Origin of the sequence: Falsiroseomonas sp., assembly GCF_051860665.1 — a bacterium.
In the GTDB taxonomy this organism is placed as follows: Bacteria; Pseudomonadota; Alphaproteobacteria; order Acetobacterales; family Acetobacteraceae; genus Falsiroseomonas.
In genome coordinates, this window is the sequence record NZ_JBHYDM010000040.1 from 15,325 (window position 1) to 41,471 (window position 26,147).

General features: G+C 71.3%; 26 protein-coding genes. 11 read left to right on the plus strand and 15 right to left on the minus strand.

Annotated elements, in window-relative coordinates:
• Window positions 1–14: 14 nt before the first annotated feature.
• A complete protein-coding gene (locus ACTIF1_RS24040) occupies window positions 15–1,292 on the plus strand; it encodes a Zn-dependent hydrolase (protein WP_439598989.1) in 1,278 nt (425 codons plus the stop codon).
• Window positions 1,289–1,966 carry an orotate phosphoribosyltransferase gene (locus ACTIF1_RS24045; RefSeq protein WP_439598990.1) on the plus strand — a complete coding sequence of 226 codons (678 nt, stop codon included), beginning with the start codon at window positions 1,289–1,291 and terminating at the stop codon, window positions 1,964–1,966. The genes ACTIF1_RS24040 and ACTIF1_RS24045 overlap by 4 nt, the downstream gene beginning before the upstream one ends.
• 1 nt (window position 1,967) lies before the next feature.
• Here ACTIF1_RS24045 and ACTIF1_RS24050 read toward each other — a convergent pair whose 3' ends face one another.
• From ACTIF1_RS24050 to ACTIF1_RS24090, 9 genes are all read right to left on the minus strand, one after another.
• Window positions 1,968–2,417: a Pvc16 family protein gene (locus ACTIF1_RS24050; RefSeq protein WP_439598991.1), complete on the minus strand. Its 450-nt coding sequence runs from the start codon at window positions 2,415–2,417 to the stop codon at window positions 1,968–1,970.
• A 101-nt stretch (window positions 2,418–2,518) separates the two neighbouring features.
• A complete protein-coding gene (locus ACTIF1_RS24055; protein WP_439598992.1) occupies window positions 2,519–4,051 on the minus strand; it encodes a phage tail sheath family protein in 1,533 nt (510 codons plus the stop codon).
• A gap of 146 nt (window positions 4,052–4,197) precedes the next feature.
• A complete protein-coding gene (locus ACTIF1_RS24060) occupies window positions 4,198–5,790 on the minus strand; it encodes an ABC transporter substrate-binding protein (protein ID WP_439598993.1) in 1,593 nt (530 codons plus the stop codon).
• A gap of 89 nt (window positions 5,791–5,879) precedes the next feature.
• Window positions 5,880–7,706, minus strand: a complete 1,827-nt coding sequence (locus tag ACTIF1_RS24065; RefSeq protein WP_439598994.1) for a CocE/NonD family hydrolase — start codon at window positions 7,704–7,706, stop codon at window positions 5,880–5,882.
• Window positions 7,706–9,262, minus strand: coding sequence for an ABC transporter substrate-binding protein (locus ACTIF1_RS24070; protein ID WP_439598995.1), 1,557 nt, complete (start codon window positions 9,260–9,262; stop codon window positions 7,706–7,708). The genes ACTIF1_RS24065 and ACTIF1_RS24070 overlap by 1 nt, the downstream gene beginning before the upstream one ends.
• Window positions 9,263–9,291: 29 nt before the next feature.
• A complete protein-coding gene (locus tag ACTIF1_RS24075) occupies window positions 9,292–10,074 on the minus strand; it encodes an enoyl-CoA hydratase/isomerase family protein (protein ID WP_439598996.1) in 783 nt (260 codons plus the stop codon).
• A complete protein-coding gene (locus ACTIF1_RS24080) occupies window positions 10,067–11,095 on the minus strand; it encodes a membrane dipeptidase (RefSeq protein ID WP_439598997.1) in 1,029 nt (342 codons plus the stop codon). Before ACTIF1_RS24080 ends, ACTIF1_RS24075 begins: the two co-directional genes overlap by 8 nt.
• Entirely contained in the window at window positions 11,092–11,688 is a 597-nt protein-coding gene (locus tag ACTIF1_RS24085; RefSeq protein ID WP_439598998.1) for a 2-hydroxychromene-2-carboxylate isomerase, read from the minus strand. Before ACTIF1_RS24085 ends, ACTIF1_RS24080 begins: the two co-directional genes overlap by 4 nt.
• Window positions 11,675–13,114 carry an NAD(P)-binding domain-containing protein gene (locus tag ACTIF1_RS24090; protein WP_439598999.1) on the minus strand — a complete coding sequence of 480 codons (1,440 nt, stop codon included), beginning with the start codon at window positions 13,112–13,114 and terminating at the stop codon, window positions 11,675–11,677. The genes ACTIF1_RS24085 and ACTIF1_RS24090 overlap by 14 nt, the downstream gene beginning before the upstream one ends.
• 100 nt (window positions 13,115–13,214) lie before the next feature.
• On the opposite strand from ACTIF1_RS24090, the gene ACTIF1_RS24095 reads away from it, so the two are divergent.
• From ACTIF1_RS24095 to ACTIF1_RS24115, 5 genes are all read left to right on the plus strand, one after another.
• The gene (locus ACTIF1_RS24095; RefSeq protein WP_439599000.1) at window positions 13,215–14,624 is read left to right on the plus strand and encodes a xylulokinase; all 1,410 of its coding nucleotides are present in this window, start codon (window positions 13,215–13,217) and stop codon (window positions 14,622–14,624) included.
• Window positions 14,625–14,670: 46 nt separating this feature from the next.
• Window positions 14,671–15,636 (plus strand): ABC transporter permease, encoded by a 966-nt coding sequence (locus ACTIF1_RS24100; RefSeq protein ID WP_439599001.1) that lies wholly within the window; start codon window positions 14,671–14,673, stop codon window positions 15,634–15,636.
• A 2-nt stretch (window positions 15,637–15,638) separates the two neighbouring features.
• Window positions 15,639–16,586 carry a sugar ABC transporter substrate-binding protein gene (locus ACTIF1_RS24105; protein ID WP_439599002.1) on the plus strand — a complete coding sequence of 316 codons (948 nt, stop codon included), beginning with the start codon at window positions 15,639–15,641 and terminating at the stop codon, window positions 16,584–16,586.
• Window position 16,587: 1 nt separating this feature from the next.
• Complete coding sequence (locus ACTIF1_RS24110; RefSeq protein WP_439599003.1) at window positions 16,588–17,331, plus strand: ATP-binding cassette domain-containing protein; 744 nt, start codon at window positions 16,588–16,590, stop codon at window positions 17,329–17,331.
• 164 nt (window positions 17,332–17,495) lie between these two features.
• A complete protein-coding gene (locus ACTIF1_RS24115; RefSeq protein WP_439599004.1) occupies window positions 17,496–17,648 on the plus strand; it encodes a peptide chain release factor 1 in 153 nt (50 codons plus the stop codon).
• An 18-nt stretch (window positions 17,649–17,666) separates the two neighbouring features.
• Here ACTIF1_RS24115 and ACTIF1_RS24120 read toward each other — a convergent pair whose 3' ends face one another.
• The 6 genes from ACTIF1_RS24120 to ACTIF1_RS24145 all read right to left on the minus strand — a co-directional run bounded on the left by ACTIF1_RS24120 (window position 17,667) and on the right by ACTIF1_RS24145 (window position 22,780).
• Entirely contained in the window at window positions 17,667–18,413 is a 747-nt protein-coding gene (locus ACTIF1_RS24120; RefSeq protein ID WP_439599005.1) for a TlyA family RNA methyltransferase, read from the minus strand.
• Between the two features lie 28 nt (window positions 18,414–18,441).
• Window positions 18,442–20,364, minus strand: a complete 1,923-nt coding sequence (gene dxs, locus ACTIF1_RS24125; RefSeq protein ID WP_439599006.1) for a 1-deoxy-D-xylulose-5-phosphate synthase — start codon at window positions 20,362–20,364, stop codon at window positions 18,442–18,444.
• Between the two features lie 5 nt (window positions 20,365–20,369).
• Window positions 20,370–21,281 carry a polyprenyl synthetase family protein gene (locus ACTIF1_RS24130; RefSeq protein WP_439599007.1) on the minus strand — a complete coding sequence of 304 codons (912 nt, stop codon included), beginning with the start codon at window positions 21,279–21,281 and terminating at the stop codon, window positions 20,370–20,372.
• The gene (locus ACTIF1_RS24135) at window positions 21,281–21,532 is read right to left on the minus strand and encodes an exodeoxyribonuclease VII small subunit (RefSeq protein WP_439599008.1); all 252 of its coding nucleotides are present in this window, start codon (window positions 21,530–21,532) and stop codon (window positions 21,281–21,283) included. Before ACTIF1_RS24135 ends, ACTIF1_RS24130 begins: the two co-directional genes overlap by 1 nt.
• A gap of 61 nt (window positions 21,533–21,593) precedes the next feature.
• A complete protein-coding gene (locus tag ACTIF1_RS24140) occupies window positions 21,594–22,523 on the minus strand; it encodes a histone deacetylase family protein (RefSeq protein ID WP_439599009.1) in 930 nt (309 codons plus the stop codon).
• Window positions 22,523–22,780, minus strand: a complete 258-nt coding sequence (locus ACTIF1_RS24145; protein ID WP_439599010.1) for a sulfurtransferase TusA family protein — start codon at window positions 22,778–22,780, stop codon at window positions 22,523–22,525. The genes ACTIF1_RS24140 and ACTIF1_RS24145 overlap by 1 nt, the downstream gene beginning before the upstream one ends.
• Before the next feature lie 81 nt (window positions 22,781–22,861).
• On the opposite strand from ACTIF1_RS24145, the gene ACTIF1_RS24150 reads away from it, so the two are divergent.
• From ACTIF1_RS24150 to ACTIF1_RS24165, 4 genes are all read left to right on the plus strand, one after another.
• Window positions 22,862–23,737, plus strand: coding sequence for an ROK family protein (locus ACTIF1_RS24150; protein WP_439599011.1), 876 nt, complete (start codon window positions 22,862–22,864; stop codon window positions 23,735–23,737).
• A gap of 6 nt (window positions 23,738–23,743) precedes the next feature.
• Window positions 23,744–25,009, plus strand: coding sequence for a DNA polymerase IV (locus ACTIF1_RS24155; protein ID WP_439599012.1), 1,266 nt, complete (start codon window positions 23,744–23,746; stop codon window positions 25,007–25,009).
• A gap of 69 nt (window positions 25,010–25,078) precedes the next feature.
• Window positions 25,079–25,609, plus strand: coding sequence for an antitoxin Xre/MbcA/ParS toxin-binding domain-containing protein (locus ACTIF1_RS24160; protein ID WP_439599013.1), 531 nt, complete (start codon window positions 25,079–25,081; stop codon window positions 25,607–25,609).
• Between the two features lie 3 nt (window positions 25,610–25,612).
• Complete coding sequence (locus ACTIF1_RS24165) at window positions 25,613–26,107, plus strand: RES family NAD+ phosphorylase (RefSeq protein WP_439599014.1); 495 nt, start codon at window positions 25,613–25,615, stop codon at window positions 26,105–26,107.
• Window positions 26,108–26,147: the final 40 nt, after the last annotated feature.

Here is a 26,147-nt window from a genome sequence, read left to right on the forward strand (position 1 = left end):
CCATGGACAATGGCATGGATCGCATCGCCCCCGATTTGGCAGAGCTCGCCGCGCGCCTGTTCGAAGACCTCCGCGCCGCGCATCACGACGGGGTCGGCATCACGCGCGAGACCTATGGCGCCGGCGAGACGGCGGCGATGCGGCGGGTGGCGGCCCTGGCCCGCCAGGCCGGCCTCACCACCGCATGGGACGCGGCGGCCAATCTGCGCATCAGCCTGCCGGGCACCGACCCCAGGCTGCCCGCTGCCGCCTGCGGCTCGCATCTGGACAGCGTGCCGCAGGGCGGCAATTTCGACGGCGCGGCGGGCGTCATCGCCGGGCTGCTGGCGCTGCTGGCGGCGCAGCGCGCCGGGCCGCGGCCGCGCACGCTGCTGCTGCTGGTGATGCGCGGCGAGGAAAGCGCCTGGTATGGCCGCCCCTATCTCGGCTCCTCCGCCCTGTTCGGCGGCTTCGATCCGAAATGGCTCGACCTGCCCTGCCTGCAGGATTCCTCGCGCAAGCTGCGCGAGGCGATGGCGGGCGAAGGCGCGGAGGTCGCGACCATCGCGGCGGGCACCCGGCTGCTGGACCCCGCGACCATTTCGCATTTCGTGGAGCTGCATATCGAGCAGGGGCCGGTGATGGTGGCGCGCGGCGTGCCGGTGGGCCTTGTCTCCGGCATCCGCGGCAATTTCCGGCACCCGGCGGCGCGCTGCCTGGGCGAGGCCGCGCATTCCGGCGCGGTGCCGCGCTGGCTGCGGCGGGATGCGGTGCTGGGGGCGGCGGACCTCGCCATGCGGCTGGATGCCAGCTGGCGCACCCTGCTGGAACGCGGCGAGGACCTGGTGATGACTTTCGGAATCTTCACCACCGACCCCCGCGAACACGCCATGACGCGCGTGCCGGGGGAGGTGCGCTTCACCCTGGAATACCGCAGCGAATCCGAGGCCACGCTGCAGGATTTCCTCGAACTCGCCGAATCCGAGGCCGCCGAGGTCGCGCGCGAACGCCGCGTGAAGATCGAGCTCGGCCCCGCCGTGCGCACGCCGCCGGCGGTGATGGATGCGCGGCTGCTGGCGCTGGCGCAGCGCCTCTGCACCGCGGGTGGCCTGGCGCATGAGGTGCTGGCCAGCGGCGCCGGCCATGACGCAGCGATCTTCGCCAATGCGGGCGTGCCCAGCGCCATGGTCTTCATCCGCAACGAGCACGGCAGCCACAACCCGCATGAGGCCATGGAGATGGACGATTTTCTCGAAGGCGCCGCGGTGCTGCAGGCGCTGCTGCTGCAGGGCGCGGAGGCGGTGGGGCGATGACGGGGGAACAGGCCATCGGCCGCCGCACGGCGCGCATCCTGCTGGACACGGGCAGCATCCTGCTGCGGCCGGACCGGCCCTTCATGCTCTCCTCCGGCTGGGCCAGCCCCGCCTATCTCGACATGCCGCGCGCGCTGTCCTTCCCGCTGGCCCGCCGCGCCCTGCTGGCGGGGGCGGAGGAGCGGATCCTGGCCGAGATCGGCTTCGACGGGTTCGACGCGGTGGCGGCCACCGAACAGGGCGGCATCGCCATCGGCGCCATGCTGGCCGAACGCTTTCATCTGCCCTTCGTCACGGTGCGAAAGCGACCGCAGGGTTTTGGCGCCGACGCGCATATCGAGGGCGCGCTGAAGCCCGGTGCGCGCACGCTGCTGGTCTCCGACGTCACCACCGATGGCCGCAGCAAGGCCGGCTATTCCCGCGCCCTGACCCGCGCGGGAGCGGAGGTGACGACCATCTTCGTGCTGTTCAAATGGGGCATCTTCGACCGGGTGGTCACCGATATCGCCGATATCGGCGCCCGGCTCTTCGCCCTGGCCACCTGGGAGGACGTGCTGCCGGAGGCCGAGGCGCGCGGCACCCTGCCGCCCGCGGCGCTGGCGGAGCTGCGCCGCTACCTGGCCGACCCCTTCGCCTGGTCCGCCGCGCATGGGGGGCTGGCGGCGCCGGGCTGACTCAGGGTTTCAGTTCGACGCCGGAGACGGCAACCAGCGCGCCGCAGCGCAGCGTCGCGCGCAGCGCCGTCCAGGCCACGGCCATCTCCGCCAGTGGCGCGGAGAGCAGCGCGAGGCCGAGCCGGGCGCCGGACGGCGTCTCCAGCACCGGGGCCGCATGCAGCACGGCGAGCGCGGCCCCCAGCGCGGTCTGCGCCGCCATCTCCTCCCCATGCTCGGCTGTCAGCAGGTAGATCAGCTCCAGCCCCAGCTCCGGGCGCTGGGCGCGGCTGCCCTGGGGGTCGAAGCCCAGCGGGCGATTGGCGTGGCGCGCATCCGGTCGCAGATGCAGCAGCCGGAGCGAGACACCCTCCGCCCCCTCGGCAGGGGAGAGCATGACCGGCTGGTCCGGCAGCCTGTCCCGCAGCAGCGCCACCAGCGCGGCGGAGGCCTCGGCGATGGCGCCGCTCATGCAACGGAGCCTTGCGGAATGGTCTGGCCCTTCATGGCGTCTTCTCCCCCTGGGTCCGTCATCGTGGCGGGCCGCCGGCAGGCGCGCAACCGCCCGGCGGGTCAGGGCGCGCCCGCGCGCAGCGCGAGGCGCAGCAGGATGAATTCCGCAGGCCGCAGCGGGGCGAAACCCAGCACCAGGTTCACCCGACCCTGGGCGATGTCCTGCGGCGTCGTCGTGGTCGCGTCGCATCGGTTGAAGAAGGCCTCGCGCGGCGTGGCGCCCTGGAAGGCGCCCTGGCGGAACAGGCTTTGCAGGAAGCTCTCGGCGGCCTGCCGGATGCGGTCCCAGAGCCGCGCGTCATTCTGCTCGAAGACCGTCCAGGCCAGGCCCTCCAGCAGGCTCCGCTCCAGGAACAGGGCCAGGCGCCGCACCGGAACGTATTTGAATTCCGAGGCCGCGGCATCGCCACCGGCCAGGGTGCGGCTGCCCCAGCAGACCAGGCCAAGGGTCGGAAAGGCCCGCAGGACATTGAGGCCGAGCGGATTCAGCACCGATGTCTCGCGATCCGTCAGCAGCAGGTCGAGGCCGTTCGCCTGCTCCAGCCGCGCCTCGCCCCCCGCCGGCGCCTTCCAGACCCCGTGCTGCGCCTCGAAGCGCGCATGGAGGCCGGCGATGGTGCCGGAGGGCGCGAGGCTGCGCGGCAGGCCGCCCGCCAGCGGATCCGCCACCTGGATGCGCGGGAAATAGGCTGCCGCATTGGGATGGCGCAGCGCCTCATGCGCCTGCATCCAGGCCACGGCACCGGCGGCATCCGCGACCGCCCCCGGCAGGTCCACCAGCAGCATGGCGCGCCGCCCTTCGCAGAGGCGCGTGGCGGCGGCAAGGACGGCGCGCATCGCATCCCCCGGCAGATCCGCCGCGCGCGGCAGGCAGAGCAGGCCGAAGGGCGGCCCATCCGCCAGCGCCTGCAACCCGGTCCGGGCCGCGGCATCGCCGAGCAGCGCGGCCGCGGGCACCGGCAGGGTGCCATCCTGCCCGCCGGACAGGCGGTAGACGGCCGGGCCCGCCGCCAACAGCGCATCCGCGGCAGGGCTTTCGCGCGCCAGCTGCACCAGGCGGGACCCGGCATTGACCACCGCCACCGCATCACGCGGCGCGCCCGGCGCCAGCGTCAGCTCGCGAAACACCTCCTGCTGCCGCGCCGGCCCCTGGCCCGCGCCCTCGCGGATGGTCAGGCTGAACTGCTCCGGGCCCTCGGGATCCACCTGCAGCTCCAGCGCATTGCCCCAGGAGCCGGGGTCCGGAAGGCTGCGGCCCTCGACCTGCCGCCCGGCGGTGGCGCGCAGCCGCCCCGGCAGAAGGGCGCTGGCCGCCACGGCGCCCTCGGCCACGCGAAGGCCGAGGGCCTGCGTGCCGCCATTGGCAAAGAACTGGCGCAGCGCGTAGCTGCCCGGGCTGCCCGGGTGCAGCCCGCCGAATTCGCGCTGCAGATCCGGCATGCCCGCCAGCCTCAGCGGCACATCCAGCGGGCCGCGCCCGAAGGCGTCCACAAAGGCGGCGACCGAGGTCGCGACGCCGGCGATGGCGGGGGCGATGCCGGGGGCGGCCACCTCCTGCACATAGACGCCGGGAAAGGTCGGACGGATGGGCATGGCGATGTCCCCCTCGGGTGGCCAGAGGGTGGGCGCCGGGCCGAGGGCGCCGCAAGACAAAGCGGCGCGGCGCGAAACAGGTGAAACAGGCAGGAAAAAGGCCCGCCCCTTGCGGGTGCGGGCCTTGCACGGACGTCCGGGCCGGATCAGCGCCGCATGCGGACGTGGCGCAGTTCCAGATCCTCATTCGCCCGCAGCGGCAGTTCCGCCACGGTGTCGCGCACCGCGAAGATCTGCGGTTCCTGGTGCAGCGGGATCATCGGCAGCAGTTCCTGGAAGCGCGCCCAGTACTGCCCCGCCAGCTCCTGCCGCTTCGCCTGGTCGGTCTCCACCTGGATCTGGCTCAGCAGGGTCGCCATCCGCTCATCCGCAAAACCGCCCCAGTTGAAGGACCCCTCGCCCAGCAGCTCGCGCCCAGGGTTCGTGATGTCGAAGTTCCCGGGCGTCCAGCCCAGCATGTAGAACATGTATTCCTTGTTCGCGCCGCGCTGCAGGAAGCGGCCGAACGGGATCGCGTCCAGCCGCGCCTGGATGCCGACGCGCTGCAGCATGCCGACGGCCGCCTGGCAGATCGCCTCGTCATTCACATAGCGGTTGTTCGGGCAGCTCACAGTCAGGGGAAAGCCGTTCGGATAGCCGGCCTCCGCCAGCAGGCGCCGCGCCGCGGCGGCATCGAAGGGCAGGCGCTGGTTGTACTGCTCGACGAAGCCGCTGATCGCGGTGCCCACGGGCAGGCCGGCGGCGACGGTGGAATTGCGCAGGATCACGCGGGTGATCGTGCCCATGTCGATCGCCTGGTACATGGCGCGGCGCACGCGCACGTCGCGCAGCGGGTTCGGCGTGCCCGGCGCATCCAGGTTCTCGGCGCGGTTCACGTCGAAGGCGAAGTAGATGCTGCGCGCCGTCGGGCCCTGGATCAGGCGGATGCCCTGCGCCTGGGACACGCGCTGCACATCCTGCAGCGGCACGTGGTACATCGCATCCAGCTCACGCGACAGGATCGCGGCGACGCGGGTGGGCGCGCTGGCCACGGGGCGGAAGACGGCGCGGGTGATTCCGTGCTGCGCGCGGTCCCACCAATCCGGATTCGGCACCAGCACGGTGCGCTCATCGGCCAGGCGCTCCGTCACCCGGAAGGGGCCGGTGCCATTGGCGTTCAACTGCACGAAGGTGCTGGTGGCGCCGGGCTGGCCGGCGCGCGCCACGGCCATGGCGTTGTTCGCCTCGATCCAGGCCTTGGAGGTGATGAAGAACAGCGTCAGGTCCTGCAGCAGGATCGGGTTCGGCCCGCGCGTCTCGAATTCCACCGTATGATCGTCGATCGCGCGCGCCGCGGTGACGGACTGCACGACATAGGCCATGTCGTTCTGCCGCACCCGCTCCACGGAATGCACGACATCCGCCGCGGTGAAGGGCTCCCCGCCATGGAACTTCACGCCGCGGCGCAGGTGGAAGCGCCAGGTGGTGGGGGAGGTCATCTCCCAGCGCTCGGCCAGCGAGGCGGAGAGCGACCCATCCGGCTCGCGCCGCACCAGCGGCTCATAGACATTGGACTTCATGGTATTGGTCACGCCGTGGTTATTGGCGTGCGGGTCGAGCCCCAAAATGTCGTTGGCGGTGGCCCAGGTGAAGGTGCTGGCCTGGGCCGGCGCCGTCGGCGCCCCCACCACCCCTCCGGCCAGCAGCGCGCCCAGCGCCAGCGCGCCGAGCAGCGCGGCGCGATTGCGGGTGAAGATCATTGTGCCTTGGTTCCCTGTCTTGGCAGGGCCGGAGGATGCCCAGGGCGCCGGCATTCTGTCCAGCGCATCGCGGCCGGCGCGGTGCGGCATCACCCGTCTTCGGGCGGCGCCAGCGGCAGCAGCAGGCGGGAGGGGTGTTCTTCATCCACGAAGAGCGTGTTCACCGCCAGCCGCATCCGCCGCGCCGCCCCCTCCGGCTCCCCGGTCTGCGGGTTCACGTCGTAATGCGGGAATTCGCTGGCCGCGATATCCAGGCGGATGCGGTGCCCGGCCAGGAAGCGGTTCGCGGTGGGAAACAGCTCCACCGTGATGGCCGTCGGCTCCCGATGCGGCATCCAGGACGGCCGGGCGGGGTCGCCGCGGTAGCGGCAGCGCAGGATGCCCTCGCAGAGGTTCATGGCGAAGCCCTGCGGATAGTCCGCGCTGGCCGGATGCACATCGATCAGCTTGGCCGTGATGTCGGTATCCGGCGCATCGGTCGCGATCCAGAGCTCCGCGGTGACCGGCCCGATCACCTCCACATCCTGTTCCAGGGGCGGGGTCTGGAAGACCAGAACATCGGCGCGGGAGGCGAGCGGCAGATAGGGCGGGCGGCAGCCGAACAGCCCCTCCCGCTCCCGCTGGTCCATCGGCCCGCCGGTGATGACGGGCTCCATCGAGGTGATGGCGCCGCCGATGGTGGGCACCGGATGGCGCGGATCCGAATCCCAGGACAGCGGCGCGGCATTCACCGCGGGTGCCTGCTCCGCCAGAAGGCCGTCGCCATGCAGGTGGAAGGGCACGATGCGCGTGCCGGGCAGCGGCCAGTCGGCCCCGTTGCGCCAGCGTCCGCCATGGTCCAGCAGGCCCTTTTCGCTGCGCCGGCCGCTGCCGCCGCCCATGACGAAAACGCGCACCGGCGGCTCCGCCTCCACCCCGTTCCGCACATCCTTCAGCCAGCGGTCGAAGATGCGCAGGCGGAAGGCGCGCCAGTCGCCGGCCCAGGAATCGATGGTGGCCTCCGGGCCGAACTCAACTTCGCCAAAGGCGGTCTGGCTGCGATTGCCATGCGTCCAGGGCCCGAGGATCAGACTCGGCCGGCCGCGCCCCGCATCGCGCAGCCCGCAGTAGTTCTCGACCGCGGTGCGCGGATAGGGGTCGTACCAGGAGGACATGTGCACGGTGGGCACCGCCGCGTAGCGGTCATGCCAGCCCTTCGCAAAGATGCCGAGGCGCTGCCAGAATTCGTCGCGCGCGCCGTGCTCCAATTGCTCGAAGAGGTAGTCCTCGTAATCCGGCGCGTGGCGCACGGGCGAATGGCCGCGCTTCCAGGGGAAGCGATGAAACCACGCCACCAGATCCTCCGCCGCCAGCGCCGCGGCGCGCACGGGATCGGCCCTGGTCTCCGGCGCCAGCAGCGCCTGGTTGAAGGCCCAGCTCGCCTGCTTCAGCTCAAAGGCGCCACCGCGGCGGATGCCGCCCTGCCAGGCATCGGAAAAGCCGCCCGAATCCAGGATCTGCACGGCGAGCCCCGGCGGATCCAGGCAGCCCAGCGAGGCCTGGGTATGCGCGGCATAGCTGAGGCCCATGGTGCCGATGCGGCCATTGCACCAGTCCTGGGCCATGATCCAGGCGCAGCAGTCGTATCCGTCCTCGCCATCAGACAAGTATTTGACGAACTCGCCCTCGCTGCCGTAGCGCCCGCGGCAGTCCTGGTAGACCACCGCATAGCCGTGCTGGACGAAGTAGGCCGCGATCGCCTCGCGCGGCTGCGGCTTCGGATCGGCCGCCGTGCGCTCGGAGCGGGAGACCTCGCGCTTGCCATAGGGCGTGCGTTCCAGGATCACGGGCCAGGGGCCCTCGCCCTGCGGCAGATAGGCGTCAGTGGCTAGCCGCACGCCGTCGCGCAGCGGCACCATGGCTTCCAGGCGGCGCATCAGCGCACCGGCGCCAGGTGATGGGCCAGCGTGCTTTCCTCCACGCCGCCGGCATAGGTGAAAGTCGCGCGATGCGCCCAGACATTGTCCGGGAAATGCAGCGGGATGATGCCCACCTCCCGCGCCGCGATCTGCTGCGCCTGGCGCAGCAGCGCATCGCGCCGCCCGCCCTCCATCACGCCGCGCGCCGCCTCCATCGCCGCATCGAAGCCTGGGCTGGAATAGCGCCCGCGGTTCAGCCCGCCGATGCCGCGCTGCGCATCGTAGCTTTGCAGCACCTGGGACATGCCGAGCCAGGCATCGCCGGTGGTATGGCCGAAGCCGATCAGGAAGGCCGAGAATTCGCGCCGACCGGCGCGGGTGAAGAAGACGTTGGAGGGCATCACCTCCACCCGCGCATCCAGCCCGATGCGCGCCCAGAACTGCGCCACCGCCTGCGCCGTCTTGTCATCCTCCACATAACGGTTGTTCGGCGCATGCAGCGTGATGCGGAAGCCATTCGGAAAACCCGCCTCCGCCAGCAGGCGGCGCGCCGCCGCCACGTCGAACTCCGGCACCGGCAGGTCCGGATCGAAGCCCACCTGCCCCTGCACCGCCAGCTGGCCCGTGGGACGCGCCGCGCCGGCCAGCACGCGTTCCACGATGGCGGCGCGGTTGATGCCGAGCGACAGCGCCTGGCGCACCCGCACATCCTTCAGCGGATTGGCCGCGAGCGCGCTGCCATCCCGCGCCGTGACGAAGGGCGAGGGGTCGTTCGCCTGATCGAGCCCGATATAGATCATGCGGGAGGAAGGCGATGCCGTGACGCGCAGCTCCGGCCGCGACCGCAGGCGCGCGATCTCGCCGGGCGGCACCGCCTCGATCAGGTCCGCATCGCCGGCGAGCAGCGCCGCCATGCGCGCGGTGTCGTTCGCCACCGGGCGGATGGTCGCCGTGGCGAAGGCGGGCTTCTCGCCCCAATAGCCGTCGTTGCGCGCCAGCCGCAGCGCCTGGCCCCGCTGCCATTCCACGAAGCGCCAGGGGCCGGAGCCGATGGTGGCGCGGCCGCTGTTGAAATCCGCCGTCGTCGCATCCGCCGCCACGCGGGCGGAGACGATCCAGGCCGTCATCGCATTCAGCGGGATGGAGGGATCAGGACCCCGCGAGCGCAGCCGGATGGTGTGCGCATCCACGATCTCGATGGCGGTCACGCTGCCGGCCAGGCGGATGAGGGGTGCCGGGCTGTTCGGCACGCGCGGCATGCGCTCCAGCGAGAAGCGGATATCCTCCGCGGTCACCGGCGTTCCGTCATGAAAGCGCGCATCGGGGCGGATGCGGAATTCCCAGACATCCGGCTCGGGGTTGGAGAATTCCGTCAGCCCCGGCACCGGCTTCAGGTCGCGATCGGAGCCGACCAGCGGCTCGAAGATATGCCGCGCCACGGCCTGGTTGGCGCCGACCAGCGCGAAATGCGGATCGAGCGAGGAGGTCTCGGTCTGGATCGCGATCCGCGCCTCCTGCGCCACGGCGGGCCAGGCGAGGGCAAGGCTGGCGAGCAGCAGGGGCAGGCGGCGCATCGGCGGAACCTCCGGACGGTAGGCCCAGCCTAGGACTGGTCCTGCGAACGGTCCAGGAAGCGCTGCATCGCCTGCTGCGTGCCGCCATCGCCGAAGGCTTCCGCGTGCAGGCGGCGGGCGGCGGCGAAGGCCTCCTCGAAGCCGGGCTGCGTCACCTCCCGCATCCGCGCCTTGTTCAGACGGAAGGCGAGCCCTGGCTTGGCTGCCAGGTCCCGCGCCGAACGCAGCGCTGTGGCGCGCACCTCCTCCGCCGGCACCAGCTGGTGCAGCAGGCCGAGGCGGTGGCATTCCTCCGCGGGCACCATGCGGCCGGTCAGCACCATCTCGGTGGCACGCGACAGGCCCAGCATCTCCCGGATGATCCAGAAGCCGGTGGCGCTGACGATGCCGGCATTGATCTCCGGCTGGCCCATGCTGGACCCCGCATGGCCGATGCGGATGTCGCAGAGCAGCGCGACCTGGAAGCCGGAGCCCGCGGCCAGGCCGTTCAGCGCGCAGACCACGGGCTTCTCGAAAGCCCGCACGGCGCCGTATAGCGCGCGCCAGTCCTCGATCCAGGCCGCGGCGCGCGCGGCATCCAGGGTCTTGCCCTCGTGCAGGTCCTGGCCGGCGCAGAAGGCGCGGTCACCGGTGCCGGTCAGCACCAGGGCCTGCACCGCCGCATCCGCCGCCGCCTCCGCCATCAGGCGCAGCAGCCGCGCGCGCATCGGCGCGTCCCAGGCGTTCAGCCGCTGCGGGCGGTTGAGCGTGAGGATGCGGATGCCGTCCTCGGTCGCGGCCAGCACATGCGATTCGGCGTTCGACTCAGCCACCCCAGACCCGCTCCAGCAGCCGCAGCCAGTTGCCGCCCAGAAGCTTCAGGATGGTCTCCTCCGACCAGCCGCGCCGGACCATCGCCGCGGTGATATGCGGCATTTCGTGGATGCGGCGGATGCCGAGCGGCTTGCTGATCTTGGCATTCGCGTATTCGGTCAGCTCCCGCGCATGGCCTTTGTCACGGCTGGCATAGACCTGGTAGGGGCCGGGCCGCGGATGGTCCAGGCTGAAGTCGCAGCCGAGGCCGACGTGATCCTCGCCCACCAGCGCGATCACATGCGCCATGGCGTCGATATAATCCTCGACGGTGGAGTCATTGCCGCGCGCCAGGCCGGGCGAGAACAGGCTGACCCCGATCAATCCGCCGCGGGCGGCGCAGGCGGCCAGCAGCGCATCGGTCTTGTTGCGCGCCACGTCGTGCAGCGCGCGCGGCAGCACATGGCTGATGCAGACCGGCTGACGGGAGGTTGCGATGGTGTCGAAGGCCGTCTTCTCGCCGACATGCGACAGGTCGCAGAGCACGCCGGCACGATTCATCTCATGCACCACCTCCCGCCCGAAGCCGGTCAGGCCGGAATCGTTCAGTTCGAGATAGCCGGCGCCCGAATAGTTCTGGGTGTTGTAGGTCAGCTGCATGATCCCGACGCCGAGATCCTTGAACAGCCCGATATCCTGCAGCCGGTCCTCGATGGGCGAGGTGTTCTGCCAGCCGATGCTGATGCCGGTGCGGCCCTCCGCCTTCGCCGCGTGGATGTCCGCCACGGTCTTCACGGGCCGCAACAGATCCGCATTCTCCTCCAGCATCCGACGCCAGGCCAGAATGTTGTCGAGGCCGCCGCGCAGATCCTCCCACAGCACGGAGGCCGCATTCACCGCGGTGACGCCGCCCGCCGCCATTTCGGAGAAGATGGTGCGCGACCAGTTGCAGGTCGACAGCCCGTCGAAGACCACGGCGCGCGCATGCAGCGCATTGGCGCGCGCCATGATCTCCGGATTTTCGTGCGCCAGCCCGGTCATGCGGACAGCGCCCGATCGAGGAAGTCGAGCCGGTCCTGGCCCCAGAAGAGCTCGTCGCGGAAGACATAGGTCGGCGTCCCGAAAATTTTTCGGGACTCGGCCTCGGCGAGATTCGCGTTCCAGGCGGCGACATGCTGCGGCAGGGCGGGGTCGCGCATCAGGGCCACGCCGGCCTCCCCCACCGTGGCGCACGCGATCGCGCGCAGCGTGTCCAGGTCTGCGATGTCGCGATCCTCGGCCCAGAGGGCGCGCTGCACGGCGAAGCAAAAGCCCTGCGCATCCAGCCCTGCTTCCTGCACCGCGATCACCGCCTGGGCCGCCGTCTCGATGGTGCGGCAGGGGTAGAATTTCGGCACGAGCTGCAGCGGCATGCCCAAAAACTTGCGCCAGCGGTCGAGCTCCAGCGCGTGATAGTCCTGCCGCGCCTGGGCGCGCGTGCGCAGCGGGATGCCGCCATTGGCCTCGATCACCCGGATCGGCCGCAGCACCAGCTTTGCGCCATGCCGGCGCGCGATCTCATAGAGCCGCGGCGCCCCGAAATAGGCCCAAGGGCTGGAGATGCCGAAGAAGGCGAGGATCTCAGGCGGCTGCATCGTCGAACTTTCCGTCAAAAGGCGTCCACTCGTCGCCGAGCAGTTCAGGCGTGTCGTAGGCTTCGAATTTGGCGTAGATCTTCGCGCGGTCCTCGACGAAGAGGCTGCGCGCCATGGCCTCCGCCAGCCGTCGCGCACCATCGCTGACGGAGGGGATGCCGCTGGTCAGCTTGCCATGCGTCAGCACCGCCGGAAAGGCGAAGCAGGCGATGCGCTCCAGCCCCGGGCAGGCGCCCGGTATGCGCTGCTGAAATTCGAAGCCCGGGGCGAGATCTGGCGAGGTGCCGAGCATGGCATCGGCCTCCTCCGCCGGCGGCGTGTAGCTGTCCGACCAGCGGCGGATGTGCGGCGCGATGCGGCGCAGCTCCGGCCGCCGCGCGGGGTCGATGTCGAAACCCGTCGCGAGGATCAGGAAATCGAGCGTCAGCGCGAAGCGCGGCGTGGCGACGCGCAGCGCGCCGTCCTGCTCGCGCGCGGACAGGATCGGACTGGCGAAGTGGAAGCGTGCATTCGCGTGCCGCGACACCCGCAGCACGCTCGGCCGCGGCGCCGGCAGTTGCGCCGCATTCGCCAGCCGGAAGAAGCGCCACTTGTCCTCCATCGGCAGCCCCAGGAAGCCGTGCGACATGCCCTTGCTGCCGATGCCCGTGAACTTGTCCACGCGCGGCATCTCGGCGCGGCGGATCAGCAGGTCGACGCTGGCCGCGCCGGCCTCCAGCGCGCTCGCCGCATTGTCCATGGCGGAGGCGCCGGCGCCGACCACGCCGACGCGCTTGCCGGCCAGCGCCGCCATGTCGATCTCGTCGGAGGAATGCGCCCAGAGGTTTCGGGGCAGGTCGCGCAGCACGGCGGGCACGCCGGGGCCGCCCAGACCGTCGATGCCGGTGGCCAGCACCAGGCGCCGTGCCAGCACCGGCGCACCCTCCGCCAGCGTCAGCCGCACCAGGCCGTCATGGTCGGGCTCGATGTCCACCACATCGACGCCGTTGCGCACCGGCAGGTCCAGCACGCGGCGGTACCAGACCATGTAGTCCATCCACTGGCCGCGCGGGATGCGCACCATTTCCTGCCAGGCGGCCGCGCCGAACTGCGCCTCGAACCAGGCCCGGAAGGTGAGCGAAGGCACGCCGAGGGCCGGCCCCGCCACCTCCTTCGCCGTGCGCAGGGTGCGCATGCGCGCCGTGGTCACCCAGGGCCCCTCCTGCCCCGCCGGCGCGCGGTCCAGCACCAGCAGGCGGTCGATGCCCAAAAAGCGCAGCGCGGCGGCGGCGCAGAGGCCGGACAGGCCGGCGCCCAGCACCACCACATCCAGCACCCCGGGCGGTGGTTCGGGCACCCAGGGTTTGGGTGGCAGGTTCAGCAAGGCGAGGTCGCGGGCCAGCTGCGCTTCCAGCGCGGCCAGCCCGATGGGAGTCGGGTCGGGCATCGGCCGAGAGTAGGGCCGCGGGTTGCAGTGCAACAAGACCGGGGCAACAAGACCGGGGGTGGCTTGCCGGGCGTGGCGGCGCGGCGGATGGTCCGCCGCCATGCCCGATCCCGCGAAAACCTGCATCCTCGCCGTAACCTGCATCCTCGCCGTCGATCTCGGCGGCTCCAGCCTGCGCGTCGCGCTTCTGGGCCGCGACGGCGCGATCCGTGCCCTGCACAGCACGCGCCACAGCCTGGGCGTGGAGGCGGATGCCGAGGCCTGGTGGGACGCTTTTCGAACCGCTGCCGCGGCACTGCGGCGGGAACATCCGGCGGCGTTCGGAAGAATCGCGGCGGTGGCGGTCAGCGCCTTCACCCGGTCCCTGGTGCTGGTCGATGCCGAGGGCCGCCCCACCCGCCCGGCCCTGCTCTTCACCGATGCGCGCGCCGCGGCCGCGGTGCCCACGCTTCTGGACCGCCTGCCGGAGGCGCATCCCGAGCGCCCGCAGGTGAACGCCTTCCACCCTCTGGCCCGCCTCGCCTGGCTGGCAGAGCAGGACCCCGCCGCCCTGGCCCGCAGCGTCGCCGTGCTGGAGCCCAAGGATTTTCTCAATTTGCGGCTGACCGGGCGCATGGCCTCCGACCGCGTCTCATCGGCGCGGCTGGCGGCCAGCGCGGATCTTCTGCCGAAACCGCTGCTGCCCGAGCTTCTGCGGCCGACCGAGATCCTGGGCCCGGTGCAGCCCGGTGCGATCGAGGGTCTCGGCCCGGTGCCGGTGCTATCCATGGCGAACGACACCTGGGCCGCCGTCGCCGGCCTCGGCGCGCTAAGGGGTGGCCATGCCTATTGCATCTCCGGCACCACGGAGGTGCTGGGCCTGCTGCACCACAGCCCCGCCACGGCCCCCGGCCTGCTGACGGTGGACTGGGACGGGCTGTTCCAGATCGGCGGCCCCAGCCAGCACGGCGCCGATGCGCTGGTGTGGCTGGCGGGCCTCGGCATCGATGTGGGACGTGGCGACCCGCCGCCCCAAAGCCCCATCCCGCTGCTCTTCCTGCCGACGCTCGCCGGCGAACGCGTGCCGCATTGGGACCCGGACCTCCGCGGCGCATTCCTGGGACTGCGCCGCGACCATACGGCCGCCGACATGGCCCGCGCGGTCATGCAGGGCATCGCCTTCAACAACCGCACGGTGCTGGACCGCGCGGAGGCCACCGCGGGACGCCAGGCGGTCGCGCTGCATCTCGGCGGCGGCGGCGCCACGCCGGGCTGGGCGCAGCTGCGCGCGGATGTCCTCGGCCGGCCCGTGCTGCTGCCCGCCACGCCGGAGCCCGGCCTGCTCGGCTGCGCCATCGTCGCCTTTGCCGCGCTGGAGGGGACGGGGCTTGCGGCGATGCAGGACCAGCTCGCCCGCCCCGCCGCGCGCATCCTGCCCGACGCGGCGCGGCATGCGGAGGCGACGCGGCTGCACGCGATCTTCCAGGCCGCCGAGGCCGCCGTCGCGCCCATCTCGCGCGCCCTGGCTTGACGCGCGCGGCCCGCCGCCGAGGATGACGCCGGATCGTGGGGGCGGGATGACGGGCTTTCTGACACGCTATGGGGCGGCGCTGGCCGGTATCGCGCTGTTCTGCGGCTTCGCCCTGGCCTCGCCGGTGTTCCTGACGGCCGGCAATATGGCCGTGGTCTTCAAGGAAACCGCCTTCCTCGGCATTCTGGCCATTGGCTTCACCCTGGCGCTGGTCACCGCCGAGATCGACCTGTCCGTGGCCGAGGTCGCCTCGCTGGCGGCAGTGGTCACCGGCGCGCTGGTGCATGGCGGGCACGCGCCCTGGATCGCCATCTGCGCCGGACTGGCCGTGGGCACCGCCTGCGGCGCGGCCAATGGCATCGCGGTCACGGTGCTGCGGGTGCCATCGCTGATCGCGACGCTCGGCACCGCGGCCATCGCCAAGGGTCTGGGCTTCATGCTGACCCAGGGCGTCGCCTTCGTCGGCCGCTGGCCCGCCAGCTTCACCGGCCTGGCGCGCGGCAGCTGGCTCGGCCTGCCCAACCTGGTCTGGTGGCTCGGCGGCGTCGGGCTCGCCGCCTGGGTGCTGGTGAAATGGACCCGCCTCGGCGCGCATCTGGTGGCAACCGGCGAGGCCGATGAGGCGGCACGGCTCGCCGGCATCCGGACGCTTTCGATGAAGCGCCTCGCGCTGACCTTGGCCGGCGCCTGCGCGGGGCTGACGGCGGTGCTGCTCGCCTCCTCGCTCTCCTCCGCCGCGCCGGGCATGGCGAACGATCATTTCCTCTACGCCATCGCCGCGGTGCTGCTCGGCATGTGCATGTTCGAGCCGGGGCGGCCGAATATCCCGGGCACGCTCTTTGCGGCGCTGACGCTCAAGGTACTGGGCAATGGGCTCGTGCTGCTGGGGGCCGAATACTACTGGCAGGACATCGTTCTGGGCGCGATCATCCTGGGCTCCGTGGCCCTCTCGGCCGCCGGCATGGGCCGCGCGCCCTTCGTGAAGAAGCTGAACTTTCGGGCAGGGACATGACCATGATCGACACCACACGCCGCGGCGTCCTGCTCGCCGGCGCCACGCTGCTGGCGGCACCCGCGCTCGCCCAGGCCGGCACGGACATCGCCATCGTCGGCTTCCAGATGAGCAGCGAGACCCACGCCCGCGCCGCCAATGCCGCCGCCGCGGCCGCCCGCGCCAAGGGCTGGACCGCCACGGTGCTGAACAGCGAGGGCGCCCTGCCGCGCCATGCCGAGCAGCTCGACACGCTGATCCAGCGCCGCCCCAAGGCCATCATCGTCGCCATGGGCAAGCCGGTGGAGGCGGAGGCGCAGTTCCAGCGCGCCAAGGCGGCGGGCATCCCGGTCATCACCATCATGGCCGGCGCCTCCCCGCACACGGTCTTCGATATCCAGGTGAACGAATACAAGGTCGGCGCCGATGCCGCGCTCTGGCTGCTGGGCGAGCTCGGCTACCAGGGCGCCATCCTGACCCAGCGTTTCGAGGGCAATGTCGGCACCCGCATCCGCGGCAAGGTGCTGGATGCCGTGCTGTCCGAGAATACCGGCGTGCGCGTGCTCGGCACCCATACCATGGCGCGCACCGCCTCCTGGCGCGATGACGTCCGCCAGGGTTTTTCCGGCCTGCTGCTGCGCCACGCCGCGAATACCCAGGGCATCTGGGCCAGCTTCGACGGCCAGGCCTTCGTCATCGACGACCTGCTGCAGGCCCGCGGCGTGAAGAAGGGCGACATCAAGTTCGTCTCGATCGATGGCGGCGCCGAGACCTATCGCCGCATCGCGGACCCGGCGAGCACGCTGATGGCCACCGTCACCATCCCCTTCGAGGAGATGGGCAACAAGGCGGTGGAGGCGGTGGACCGCATCGTCCTCAAGAACGAACCGAAGGGCGTGATGGCCTCCGGCCCCTACCTCTTCCTCGATTCGGTGCTGGTGGATGGCAACAACGTCCGCCAGTTCCTCTGAGATGGCGCTGCTCTCCCTCCGCGGCATCGGCATGCGCTACGGCGCGGTGCAGGCCCTGGCCGGCATCGACCTCGATGTGACAGAGGGGGAGGTGCTGGCGCTCTGCGGCGACAACGGCGCCGGCAAGTCCAGCCTGGTGAAGATTTTGGCGGGCGCACAACTCCCTACCGAGGGGACCATGGCGCTGGATGGCGACGCGACGCAGTTCCGGGGGCCGCAGGATGCGCTGCGCCGCGGGGTGGCCACCATCTACCAGGACCTCGCCGTCGCGCCGCGCCTGTCCATCTGGCAGAACGTCTTTTTGGGGTCCGAGCTTACCCGCCCGCCCTTCCGCCTGCTCGACAAGCGGCGCATGGCGGAGGCCAGCCGGGGCTACCTAGCCCGCCTGGCGGTGACCATCGAGGACATGGACACGCCGGTGGAGCGCCTCTCCGGCGGCCAGCGCCAGGCAGTCGCCATCTGCCGGGCCCTGCGCTGGGACGCCCGCATCATCATCATGGACGAGCCCACCGCGGCGCTCGGCGTGAAGGAGACGGCCCAGGTGCTGGACCTGATCCGCCGGCTGCATGCGGAAGGCCGCACCGTGATCCTGGTCAGCCACGCCATGGGCGATGTGGTAGCGGTGGCGCAGCGGGTTGTCGTGCTGAAGGGCGGCCGCAAGGTGGCGGACAGGCCCGTCGCCCTGCCGGACGGGTCGCTGCGCGCGGAGGAGCTGGCCCAGATCATCATCCGGGGCGCGGCCTGAGGGATTCCCGGCCGGCTTGTCTCACCCAGAGCGACTTGTTACGCTTCGGGACGGATATCGCGGGAATGTGATACGGTTTTGCTACGCAACCGCGGGCTGCTGCTGCACGTTCCTGCCAAGATGCTGCGGTGCGATAGGCCGTGGCCCTGTGCAGGAATGCCCCAATGACCGATCGTGAAATCGATCTCAAGATCGCCGAGCTGGACCGCCTGCTGAACGACCCGGAGACCCGGATGGATCCGCACAAGGTCTGGTCCCTGCTGGCGGAGATCCGCCGGCAGACCATGCCGACCACCCAGGCGCCCCGCGCGGCCTGACGCCAGGGCGCAGCGCGCTCAACCCTCGCGACGCGCCGCGATCAGGAATTCGCGGTTGCCCTCCGGGCCCAGCAGCGGGCTCGCCTCCACCCCCAGTACGCGCCAGCCGGGCAATTCGCCCCACCAGTGGCGGATGCCGGCGCAGACGCTGTCATGCACCCGCGCATCGCGCACCACGCCGCCCTTGGCCACCGCGGGCCCCACCTCGAATTGCGGTTTTATGAGTGCCACGGCCCAGCCGCCGGGTCTGACCAGGCCCAGGGCGGAGGGCAGCACCGTGCGCAGGCCGATGAAGCTGGCGTCGCAGACCACCGCGTCCGGCGGCTCCGGGATCATGGTGGCGTCCAGGTAGCGGGCATTGGTCCGCTCCATCACCACCACGCGCGGGTCGTTCCGCAGCTTCCAGGCCAGCTGTCCATGGCCGACATCCACGGCATAGACCCGGGCCGCGCCATGATGCAGCAGCACGTCCGAGAAACCGCCGGTGGAAGCGCCGACATCCAGCGCGGTCAGGCCCGCGCAATCCAGCCCGAAATGCGCCAGCGCATGCGCCAGCTTCACCCCGCCGCGGGAGACCCAGGGATGATCCTGGCCGCGCACTTCCAGCGGCTGGCCCTCCTTGATCGGGTCGCCGGCCTTGGTGACCCGAGCCTCGCCTGAAAAGACCTTGCCGGCCAGGATCAGCGCCTGGGCGCGGCTGCGGCTTTCCACCAGGCCGCGATCCACCAGCGCCTGGTCCGCCCGCTGCTTCGGAGTGGCCCCCATCAGGCGGCAGGCCGTGGCTGGTCGTGCATCAGGCGCGCGCCGGCTGGGCCTTGGCCTCCGCCATGCCGAGCGCCGCCCGCGCCGTCGCCACGATATGCCGCGCATTGAGCCCGGCCTGATCGTACTGCACCTTCGGCGCGGCATGGTCGATGAAGGTATCGGGCAGCACCATCGGGCGGAACTTCGTCTGCCCGTCCAGCAGTCCCTTCCAGGCCAGGTGATGCGCGACGAGGCTGCCGAAGCCGCCGACCGAGCCTTCCTCGATGGTGATCATCACCTCATGGTTCTTCGCCAGGCGCTCCACCAGCGCGGTGTCCAGCGGCTTGGCGAAGCGGGCATCGGCGACGGTGCAGGACAGGCCCTGCGCCGCCAGCTCCTCCGCCGCCTTCAGGCATTCGGCCAGGCGGGTGCCATAGGACAGGATGGCCACGGCCGTGCCTTCCCGCAGCACCCGGCCCCGCCCGATCTCGAGCGGCGTGCCGCGCGAAGGCAGCGCCAGGCCGAGGCCCTCGCCGCGCGGATAGCGGAAGGCGCTGGGACGGTCGTCGATCTGCGCGGCGGTGGCCACCATGTGCATCAGCTCGACTTCGTCGGCGGCGGCCATCAGCACCATGTTCGGCAGGCAGCCGAGATAGGCGATGTCGAAGCTGCCGGCATGGGTCGCACCGTCTGCCCCCACCAATCCGGCGCGGTCCATGGCGAAGCGCACCGGCAGGGATTGCAGCGCCACGTCATGCACCACCTGGTCATAGGCGCGCTGCAGGAAGGTGGAATAGATCGCCACGAAGGGCTTCAGCCCCTCCGTCGCCATGCCGGCCGCGCAGGTGACGGCGTGCTGTTCCGCGATGCCCACGTCGAAGCAGCGCTTCGGGAATTTCTTCGCGAAGGCGTCGAGCCCGGTGCCGGCCGGCATCGCAGCATTGATGGAGACGATGCGCTCATCCACCTCCGCCTCCGCGATCAGGGCATTCGAAAAAACCTTGGTGTAGCTGGGGGGGCCGGGGGGGGCCTTGGCCTGCTCGCCGGTGATGACGTTGAACTTCTGGACGCCGTGATACTTGTCGGCGCTGGCCTCGGCGGGGGCATAGCCCTTGCCCTTCTGCGTCACGACATGCAGCAGGATCGGCTGGTCCTCCTCCGCATCGCGCAGGTTGCGCAGCACGGGCAGCAGGTGGTCCAGGTCGTGGCCGTCGATCGGGCCGACGTAGTAGAAGCCCAGCTCCTCGAACAGCGTGCCGCCGGTCAGCAGGCCACGGGCGAATTCCTCCGCCCGCCGCGCCGTGCGCTCGATCGGGCGCGGGAAGCGCTTGGCGAGGCGCCCCATCACGTCGCGCAGCGACAGGAAGGGGCGGGAGGAGATCAGCCGCGACAGATAGGCGGACATGGCGCCCACCGGGGGCGCGATCGACATGTCGTTGTCGTTCAGGATGACGATCAGCCGGGCGCGGGTCGCGCCGGCATTGTTCATCGCCTCATAGGCCATGCCGGCGGACATGGAGCCATCGCCGATCACGGCGATGACATGCCGGTCGTCGCCCTTCAGGTCGCGGGCCATGGCCATGCCGAGGCCGGCGGAGATGGAGGTGGAGGAATGCGCCGCGCCGAAGGGGTCGTAGTCACTCTCCGCCCGCCGGGTGAATCCCGAAAGCCCGCCTTCCTGCCGTAGGGTGCGGATGCGCTCGCGCCGGCCGGTCAGGATCTTGTGCGGATAGGCCTGGTGGCCGACGTCCCAGATCAGCCGGTCACGCGGCGTCTCGAAGACCGCATGCACCGCGACAGTCAGCTCCACCACGCCGAGCGAGGCGCCGAGATGCCCGCCGGTCTGACTGACGGCATCGATCGTCTCCGCCCGCAGCTCCTGCGCCAGCTGCTTCAGCTGCTCCCCCGAGAAGTTGCGGAGATCGGCCGGAACACGGACCCGATCGAGCAGGGGAGTCACGGGGGGCGCCATGGTTGTCAGCTCTTCCTCTCGATGGTGTAGGTGGCCAGGTCGCGCAGCAGTTCGGCGCCTTCGCCGAAACTGTTCAGATGGTCCTGCGCCTGGGCCACCAGCCGTTCCGCCTGCATGCGGGCCCGCTCCAGCCCCAGCAGGCCGAGCAGCGTGGCCTTGCCGGCGGCCGCGTCCTTGCCGGTGCGCTTGCCGGTTTCCGCCGCGCTGGCGGTCGCGTCCAATAGATCATCCGCGATCTGGAAGGCGGCGCCGATATCCCGCCCATAGGCCGCCAGGGCATTGCGCTGGGCGGACGGGGCCTTGCCGAGGATGGCGCCGGCCTCGGCCGAGAATTCGATCAGCCGGCCGGTCTTCAGCAGCTGCAGCCGGCCGACCTGCACCTCGTCCAGCGGCTCGGCCGCGGCCTCGGCCAGCATGTCCAGCATCTGCCCGCCGCACATGCCCCGCGCCCCGGCGGAGCGGGCCAGGCAGCGCACCAGCTCCACCCGCACGGCGGGGTCGGCATGGGTTTCCTCCTCCGCCAGCACGCCGAAGGCCATGGTCTGCAGGGCATCGCCGGCGATGATCGCGGTGGCCTCGTCGAAGGCCTTGTGCAGCGTGGGCTTGCCGCGGCGCAGGTCGTCGTCGTCCATGGCCGGCAGGTCGTCATGCACCAGGGAATAGGCGTGCAGCATCTCGATGGAGGCGGCGACGCGCAGCGCCGCCTGGCGGGAGACGCCGAATTGCCGCGCCCCTTCCAGCACCAGGAAGCCGCGCAGCCGCTTGCCGCCACCGATCACGGCATAGCGCATGGCGGCCAGCAGAGGTGCCTCCGGCCCTTCCGCCGGCGGCAGGATCTGGTCGAGGGCGGTATCGATCTCGGCGGCGGCCTGGGCCAGGGCGGCCTGCAGGGGCGAGAGGGGCGCGCTGTCCGGCATCAGGCCATATCGCGCAGGCTGCCGGCGGTGCCGGGGCTGGATTCGACGATGGCCTGAACCTTGGCCTCGGCCTCGGCCAGCTTGGCCTCGCAGTGCCGGCGCAGGGCGGCGCCGCGTTCATAGGCCGCCACGGCTTCCTCCAGCCGACCCTTGCCCGATTCCAGGTCCTTCACGATCCCCTCCAGCTCCGTCAGCGCATCCTCGAAGGAGAGGGAGGCGACGGGCCTTGCCGTGTCAGGCTGAGTTGACATCAGTCTTGTCATCCATGGGAAGGAAAAAGATGAGGCGGCCGCCGCCTCCGCCAAGGGTGCGTCAGGCCCGCATCAGGGTGCGGACATGGGCGGCCGTGGAGAGTGCAAGCGCCTCCAGGTCGTAGCCGCCTTCTAGCAGGCTCACCAGCCTGCCGCCGCAATGACGATCCGCCAGGGCGCAAAGTTCCGCCGTCAGCCAGGCGAAATCCGCCTCACGCACCCGGAGCTGGGCCAGCGGGTCCTGCGCATGGGCGTCAAAGCCGGCTGACACCAGGATCAATTCCGGCGCGAAGCTATCGAGCGCCGGCAGCAGCTCCCGCTCCCAGGCCGCGCGGAAGGCGGCGCCATCGGCGCCGGGGGGCAGCTTGGCGTTGAAGATATTGCCGACGCCGGTTTCCTGCGAATCGCCGGTGCCGGGATAGAGCGGCCATTGGTGGCTGCTGGCGTAGAAGAGGCTGGCCTCGGCCTCGAAGCAGGCCTGGGTGCCGTTGCCATGGTGCACGTCGAAATCCACCACCGCGATGCGCGTCAGGCCGTGCACCGCCTGGGCATGCCGCGCCGCCACCGCCGCATTGGCAAACAGGCAGAAACCCATGGGGCGGTTGGGCTCGGCATGGTGGCCGGGGGGGCGGGTGGCGCAGAAGACGCGGCGCACCTCCCCGCGGCAGACGGCATCCACCCCCGCCACGGCGGCGCCGGCGGCGCGCAGCGCGGCCTCGGCGCTGCCGGCGCTCATCAGCGTATCGCCATCCAGCGCGACACGCTCCTCACCCTCCGGGCGGATGCCGAGGATGGCCTCCACATAGGCCGCCGGATGCACGCGCCGCAGCTGTTCCTCGGTGGCCAGAGGCGCCTCGGCGCGGATCAGTTCGAGGAATTCGCCGGCATCCAGCGCCCGCAGCACGGCGCGCAGCCGGTCCGGGCATTCCGGATGGCCCTCGCCCGGGTCGTGGCGCAGGCAGGCCAGGTGGGTGAAGAGCAGCACGCTCATTATCCCAGCCCCTCAGGCGCCTCAGGCCGGTCTTCGCGCTTGCGCAGCGTGAAGCGGAACAGGCCCTTCTCCTCCGAGAATCCGACCAGCGCGTGCCCGGTCTCCGCCGCATAGGCCCGAAAGTCCTTCACGCTGGCCGGGTCCGTCGCCAGCACCACCAGCCGCGCGCCGGCCGGCAGGCCGCGCAGGGCCTTGTTCGCCTTCAGCACCGGCAGCGGGCAGGTCAGGCCTTGGACATCCAGCAGCGTCTCGCTCATGCGCCCGAGTCCACCACCCCGGCGCCGAAAGGGCAAGCGCCGCCGCTTGCGGGGCGCCCCGCCGGGCGCCACCTTGCGGGCATGACCTGGCGCATCGGCATCGATCTCGGCGGCACCAAGACGGAGGTGGCGGCGCTGGACCCCGGCGGCACCCTGCGGCTCCGCCGCCGCCTGCCCACCCCCGCCACCTACGAAGCCACCGTCGAGCAGATCGGCGCCATGGTGGAAGCCGCCGAGGCCGAAATCGGCGAGGCCGCGCGCGTCGGCTGCGGCATCCCGGGCAGCGAAAGCCCGGCCACCGGCCTGATCCGCGGCGCCAATTCCACCTTCCTGAACGGCCGCCCCCTGGGCCATGACCTCTCGGCCCGGCTCGGCCGCCCGGTGCGCCTGTCCAACGACGCCAATTGCCTGGCGATGAGCGAATTCCACGACCATCCCGGCTCCGGCTTCGCCGTCATTTTGGGCACCGGCGTGGGCGGCGGGCTGGTGGTGAACGGGCGCCTGGTGGAGGGGCGCAACCGCGTCGCCGGCGAATGGGGCCATACCCCCCTGCCCTGGATGACCCCCTCCGAATTCCCCGGCCCCGCCTGCTGGTGCGGCCAGCACGGCTGCATCGAGACCTTTCTGTGCGGCCCGGCCCTGGCACGGGACGCGGACGGTCCCGAGGCGCGCGATGCCTCGACCCTGCCCGCCCGCGCCGCCGCCGGCGAGGTGCGCGCCCAGGCGGCGCTGGACCGGCATGTGGAGCGGCTGGCCCGGGCGCTGGCCGGCGTCATCAACCTGCTGGACCCGGAGGTGATCGTGCTCGGCGGCGGCCTGTCCAATATGGCGCATCTGTATGAGGCGCTGCCCCGGCTGATCCCGCGCCACGTCTTCTCCGACACCTGCACCACGCCCATCCTCCAGGCCCGGCACGGCGACAGTTCCGGCGTGCTCGGCGCCGCGCGGCTGTGGTGACCGCGGATGCCCGCGCTCTGCCGTGACTGCCTGGCGCGCGACCCGCCGGGGCCGAGCTGCCATGCCTGCGGCGGCCGGCGCATCGTCCGGCATGAGGCGCTGTTCGCGCTGACCATCGCCCATATCGATTGCGACGCCTTCTACGCCAGCATCGAGAAGCGCGACCGCCCCGAGCTGCTCGCCCGCCCCGTGATCGTCGGCGGCGGGCGGCGCGGCGTGGTCTCGGCCGCCTGCTACCTGGCCCGCACCCGCGGCGTGCGCAGCGCCATGCCGATGTTCAAGGCCCTCGCCGCCTGCCCCGACGCCGTCGTCATCAAGCCGGACATGGCCAAATACGTCGCCGTCGCCCGCGCGATGCGGGAGATGATGGAGGCGCTGACGCCCCTGGTGCAGCCGCTGTCGATCGACGAGGCGGTGCTGGACCTCTCGGGCACCGAGGCGCTGCACCGCGCCCCGCCGGCCGTGGTGCTGGCGCGCTTCGCCGGGGCGGTGGAACGGCAGCTCGGCATCACCGTCTCCATCGGCCTGGCGCCCAACCGGCTGCTGGCCAAGCTGGCGGCGGAGCGGGACAAGCCGCGCGGCTTTGGCGTGTTTGGCGCCGAGGCCGCCGACTGGCTGGCCCAGCAGCCCGTGACCCTGCTGCCCGGCATCGGCCCGGCCTTCGCCAAGAAGCTGGGCGCGGCCGGCTTCACCCGGCTCGGCCAGCTGGCGGGGCTGGAGGCGCGGGAGGCGGCGCGCCGCTTCGGCGAGGAGGGCCCCGGCCTGGTGGCCCGCGCCCGCGGCGAGGATTCGCGCCGGGTCGACCCGGCGCGGGAGACCAAGAGCATCTCGGCGGAGACGACCTTCGACACCGACCTGCGGAGCCTGGCGGAGCTGGAAGTGCCGCTGTGGCGGCTGTGCGAGAAGCTGGGGCGGCGGCTGTCCGAAAAGGGGCTGGCGGCGGCGGGGGTGGTGCTGAAGCTGAAGACGGCGAATTTCGAAAGCCGCACGCGGACGGTGCGGCTGGGGCGGCCCACGAAACTGCCCGAGATGCTGTTCCGGGCGGCGCAGCCGATGTTGGCGAAGGAGGCGACGGGGACGGCGTTTCGCTTGATCGGCGTGGGGTCGCAGCCGCTGGCGCCGGGGGACCAGGCGGATTTGCCGGATCTGGCGGATCCGGATTCGGTGCGGCGGGCGGAGAGGTGGGCGGCGGTGCAAAAAGTGAGGGCGCGGTTCGGGGAGGGGGCGCTGGTGAGCGGGCGGGGGCTTTCCGGAAAGCCGCGGCCAGGCTGAGCGGCGGATTTCCTTGCCTTCGACCAGTTGGGCGCCCATTTTGGTCCAGTTGGACGGAGGCCCAGGCACATGCTCGCCAATTACGACGCCAAGGCGGTGGCCGAGATCCTGGGGATCGCCTTCCGGCGGGAGGCGCCGGCGGGGCGGGGCGACTTCGTCATCCGCCTGGGCGAGGAGACCCTGCGGGTGGTGCAGGCGGGGGCGGAGCGGGATCGCGCGCCCTCACCCTCCGCCGCGCTGATCGAGAAGGCGGTGGCGCGCGGGCTGCCGCGGCAGGCGCTGCGGCATGTGGCGGAGACCCTGGCCGGCGGCGACAAGGCCCGCGCCACCAGCCTGGAATTCGGCGTGGTGCCGAAGACGACCCTCGACCGCCGCGCCACGCAGCTTTCGCCGCAGGAAAGCGAGCGGACGGAGCGCGTGGCCCGGCTGTTCGTACATGCGCGCCGCGCCCTGGGGACGGAGGCCGAGGCGCGGGATTTCATGACCACGCCCCATCCGGCGCTGGAGGGGCGCAGCCCGGTGGATGCCGCGCGCACGGACCTCGGCACGCGGCGAACGGAGGCGGTGCTGAACGCGCTGGAATACGGGCTGGCGCTTTAGCCTATGCGCCTGTGGCGCATCGTGACCGGGCCGCACCCGATCTGGTCCGGCGAGGGGGCGCGGCTGTTCGGGCAACGCTGGAATCCGCCCGGCCTGGCCGCGATCTACACCGGGACGAGCTTTGCGCTGTGTCTGTTGGAGGTGCTGGTCCACGCCAACCGGAAATCACCGCCGAGCGCGGCGCGGTATGTGGAGGCCGAGGTGCCAGAGGAGGTTTCGCGGGAGCGGTTCGAGCCGGGGCGGCATCCTGGGTGGGATAATCCGTTCGATACCTCGGTGGCGCAGGCTTTCGGCGGGGCTTGGCTGCGAGAGGGACGGTCGGCGCTGCTGATTGTGCCCTCCGTGGTCACGGGTGGGCGGGATGAGAATGTGGTGGTGAACCCGGTGCATCCGGATGCGGCACGCATCCGAGTGGAAGAGGAGCAGGGGTTGGTTATGGATCCGCGCATTTTTCGCATCATAGCTAGAGCATTTTCACATCAGGCGTGGATATCCTGAGTTGGCGAGGTAGTTGGCGCACTCGGCTGCGGGGAAGCGG

Excerpts from the sequence above, each read along its gene's own strand:
- ACTIF1_RS24040 (WP_439598989.1), top strand. The coding sequence starts at position 15 with ATGGATCGCATCGCCCCCGATTTGGCAGAGCTCGCCGCGCGCCTGTTC.
- ACTIF1_RS24045 (WP_439598990.1), top strand. The coding sequence starts at position 1,289 with ATGACGGGGGAACAGGCCATCGGCCGCCGCACGGCGCGCATCCTGCTG.
- ACTIF1_RS24050 (WP_439598991.1), bottom strand. The coding sequence starts at position 2,417 with ATGAGCGGCGCCATCGCCGAGGCCTCCGCCGCGCTGGTGGCGCTGCTG.
- ACTIF1_RS24055 (WP_439598992.1), bottom strand. The coding sequence starts at position 4,051 with ATGCCCATCCGTCCGACCTTTCCCGGCGTCTATGTGCAGGAGGTGGCC.
- ACTIF1_RS24060 (WP_439598993.1), bottom strand. The coding sequence starts at position 5,790 with ATGATCTTCACCCGCAATCGCGCCGCGCTGCTCGGCGCGCTGGCGCTG.
- ACTIF1_RS24065 (WP_439598994.1), bottom strand. The coding sequence starts at position 7,706 with ATGCGCCGCCTGGAAGCCATGGTGCCGCTGCGCGACGGCGTGCGGCTA.
- ACTIF1_RS24070 (WP_439598995.1), bottom strand. The coding sequence starts at position 9,262 with ATGCGCCGCCTGCCCCTGCTGCTCGCCAGCCTTGCCCTCGCCTGGCCC.
- ACTIF1_RS24080 (WP_439598997.1), bottom strand. The coding sequence starts at position 11,095 with ATGACCGGGCTGGCGCACGAAAATCCGGAGATCATGGCGCGCGCCAAT.
- ACTIF1_RS24085 (WP_439598998.1), bottom strand. The coding sequence starts at position 11,688 with ATGCAGCCGCCTGAGATCCTCGCCTTCTTCGGCATCTCCAGCCCTTGG.
- ACTIF1_RS24090 (WP_439598999.1), bottom strand. The coding sequence starts at position 13,114 with ATGCCCGACCCGACTCCCATCGGGCTGGCCGCGCTGGAAGCGCAGCTG.
- ACTIF1_RS24095 (WP_439599000.1), top strand. The coding sequence starts at position 13,215 with ATGCCCGATCCCGCGAAAACCTGCATCCTCGCCGTAACCTGCATCCTC.
- ACTIF1_RS24100 (WP_439599001.1), top strand. The coding sequence starts at position 14,671 with ATGACGGGCTTTCTGACACGCTATGGGGCGGCGCTGGCCGGTATCGCG.
- ACTIF1_RS24105 (WP_439599002.1), top strand. The coding sequence starts at position 15,639 with ATGATCGACACCACACGCCGCGGCGTCCTGCTCGCCGGCGCCACGCTG.
- ACTIF1_RS24110 (WP_439599003.1), top strand. The coding sequence starts at position 16,588 with ATGGCGCTGCTCTCCCTCCGCGGCATCGGCATGCGCTACGGCGCGGTG.
- ACTIF1_RS24115 (WP_439599004.1), top strand. The coding sequence starts at position 17,496 with ATGACCGATCGTGAAATCGATCTCAAGATCGCCGAGCTGGACCGCCTG.
- ACTIF1_RS24120 (WP_439599005.1), bottom strand. The coding sequence starts at position 18,413 with ATGGGGGCCACTCCGAAGCAGCGGGCGGACCAGGCGCTGGTGGATCGC.
- dxs (WP_439599006.1), bottom strand. The coding sequence starts at position 20,364 with ATGGCGCCCCCCGTGACTCCCCTGCTCGATCGGGTCCGTGTTCCGGCC.
- ACTIF1_RS24130 (WP_439599007.1), bottom strand. The coding sequence starts at position 21,281 with ATGCCGGACAGCGCGCCCCTCTCGCCCCTGCAGGCCGCCCTGGCCCAG.
- ACTIF1_RS24135 (WP_439599008.1), bottom strand. The coding sequence starts at position 21,532 with ATGTCAACTCAGCCTGACACGGCAAGGCCCGTCGCCTCCCTCTCCTTC.
- ACTIF1_RS24140 (WP_439599009.1), bottom strand. The coding sequence starts at position 22,523 with ATGAGCGTGCTGCTCTTCACCCACCTGGCCTGCCTGCGCCACGACCCG.
- ACTIF1_RS24145 (WP_439599010.1), bottom strand. The coding sequence starts at position 22,780 with ATGAGCGAGACGCTGCTGGATGTCCAAGGCCTGACCTGCCCGCTGCCG.
- ACTIF1_RS24150 (WP_439599011.1), top strand. The coding sequence starts at position 22,862 with ATGACCTGGCGCATCGGCATCGATCTCGGCGGCACCAAGACGGAGGTG.
- ACTIF1_RS24155 (WP_439599012.1), top strand. The coding sequence starts at position 23,744 with ATGCCCGCGCTCTGCCGTGACTGCCTGGCGCGCGACCCGCCGGGGCCG.
- ACTIF1_RS24160 (WP_439599013.1), top strand. The coding sequence starts at position 25,079 with ATGCTCGCCAATTACGACGCCAAGGCGGTGGCCGAGATCCTGGGGATC.
- ACTIF1_RS24165 (WP_439599014.1), top strand. The coding sequence starts at position 25,613 with ATGCGCCTGTGGCGCATCGTGACCGGGCCGCACCCGATCTGGTCCGGC.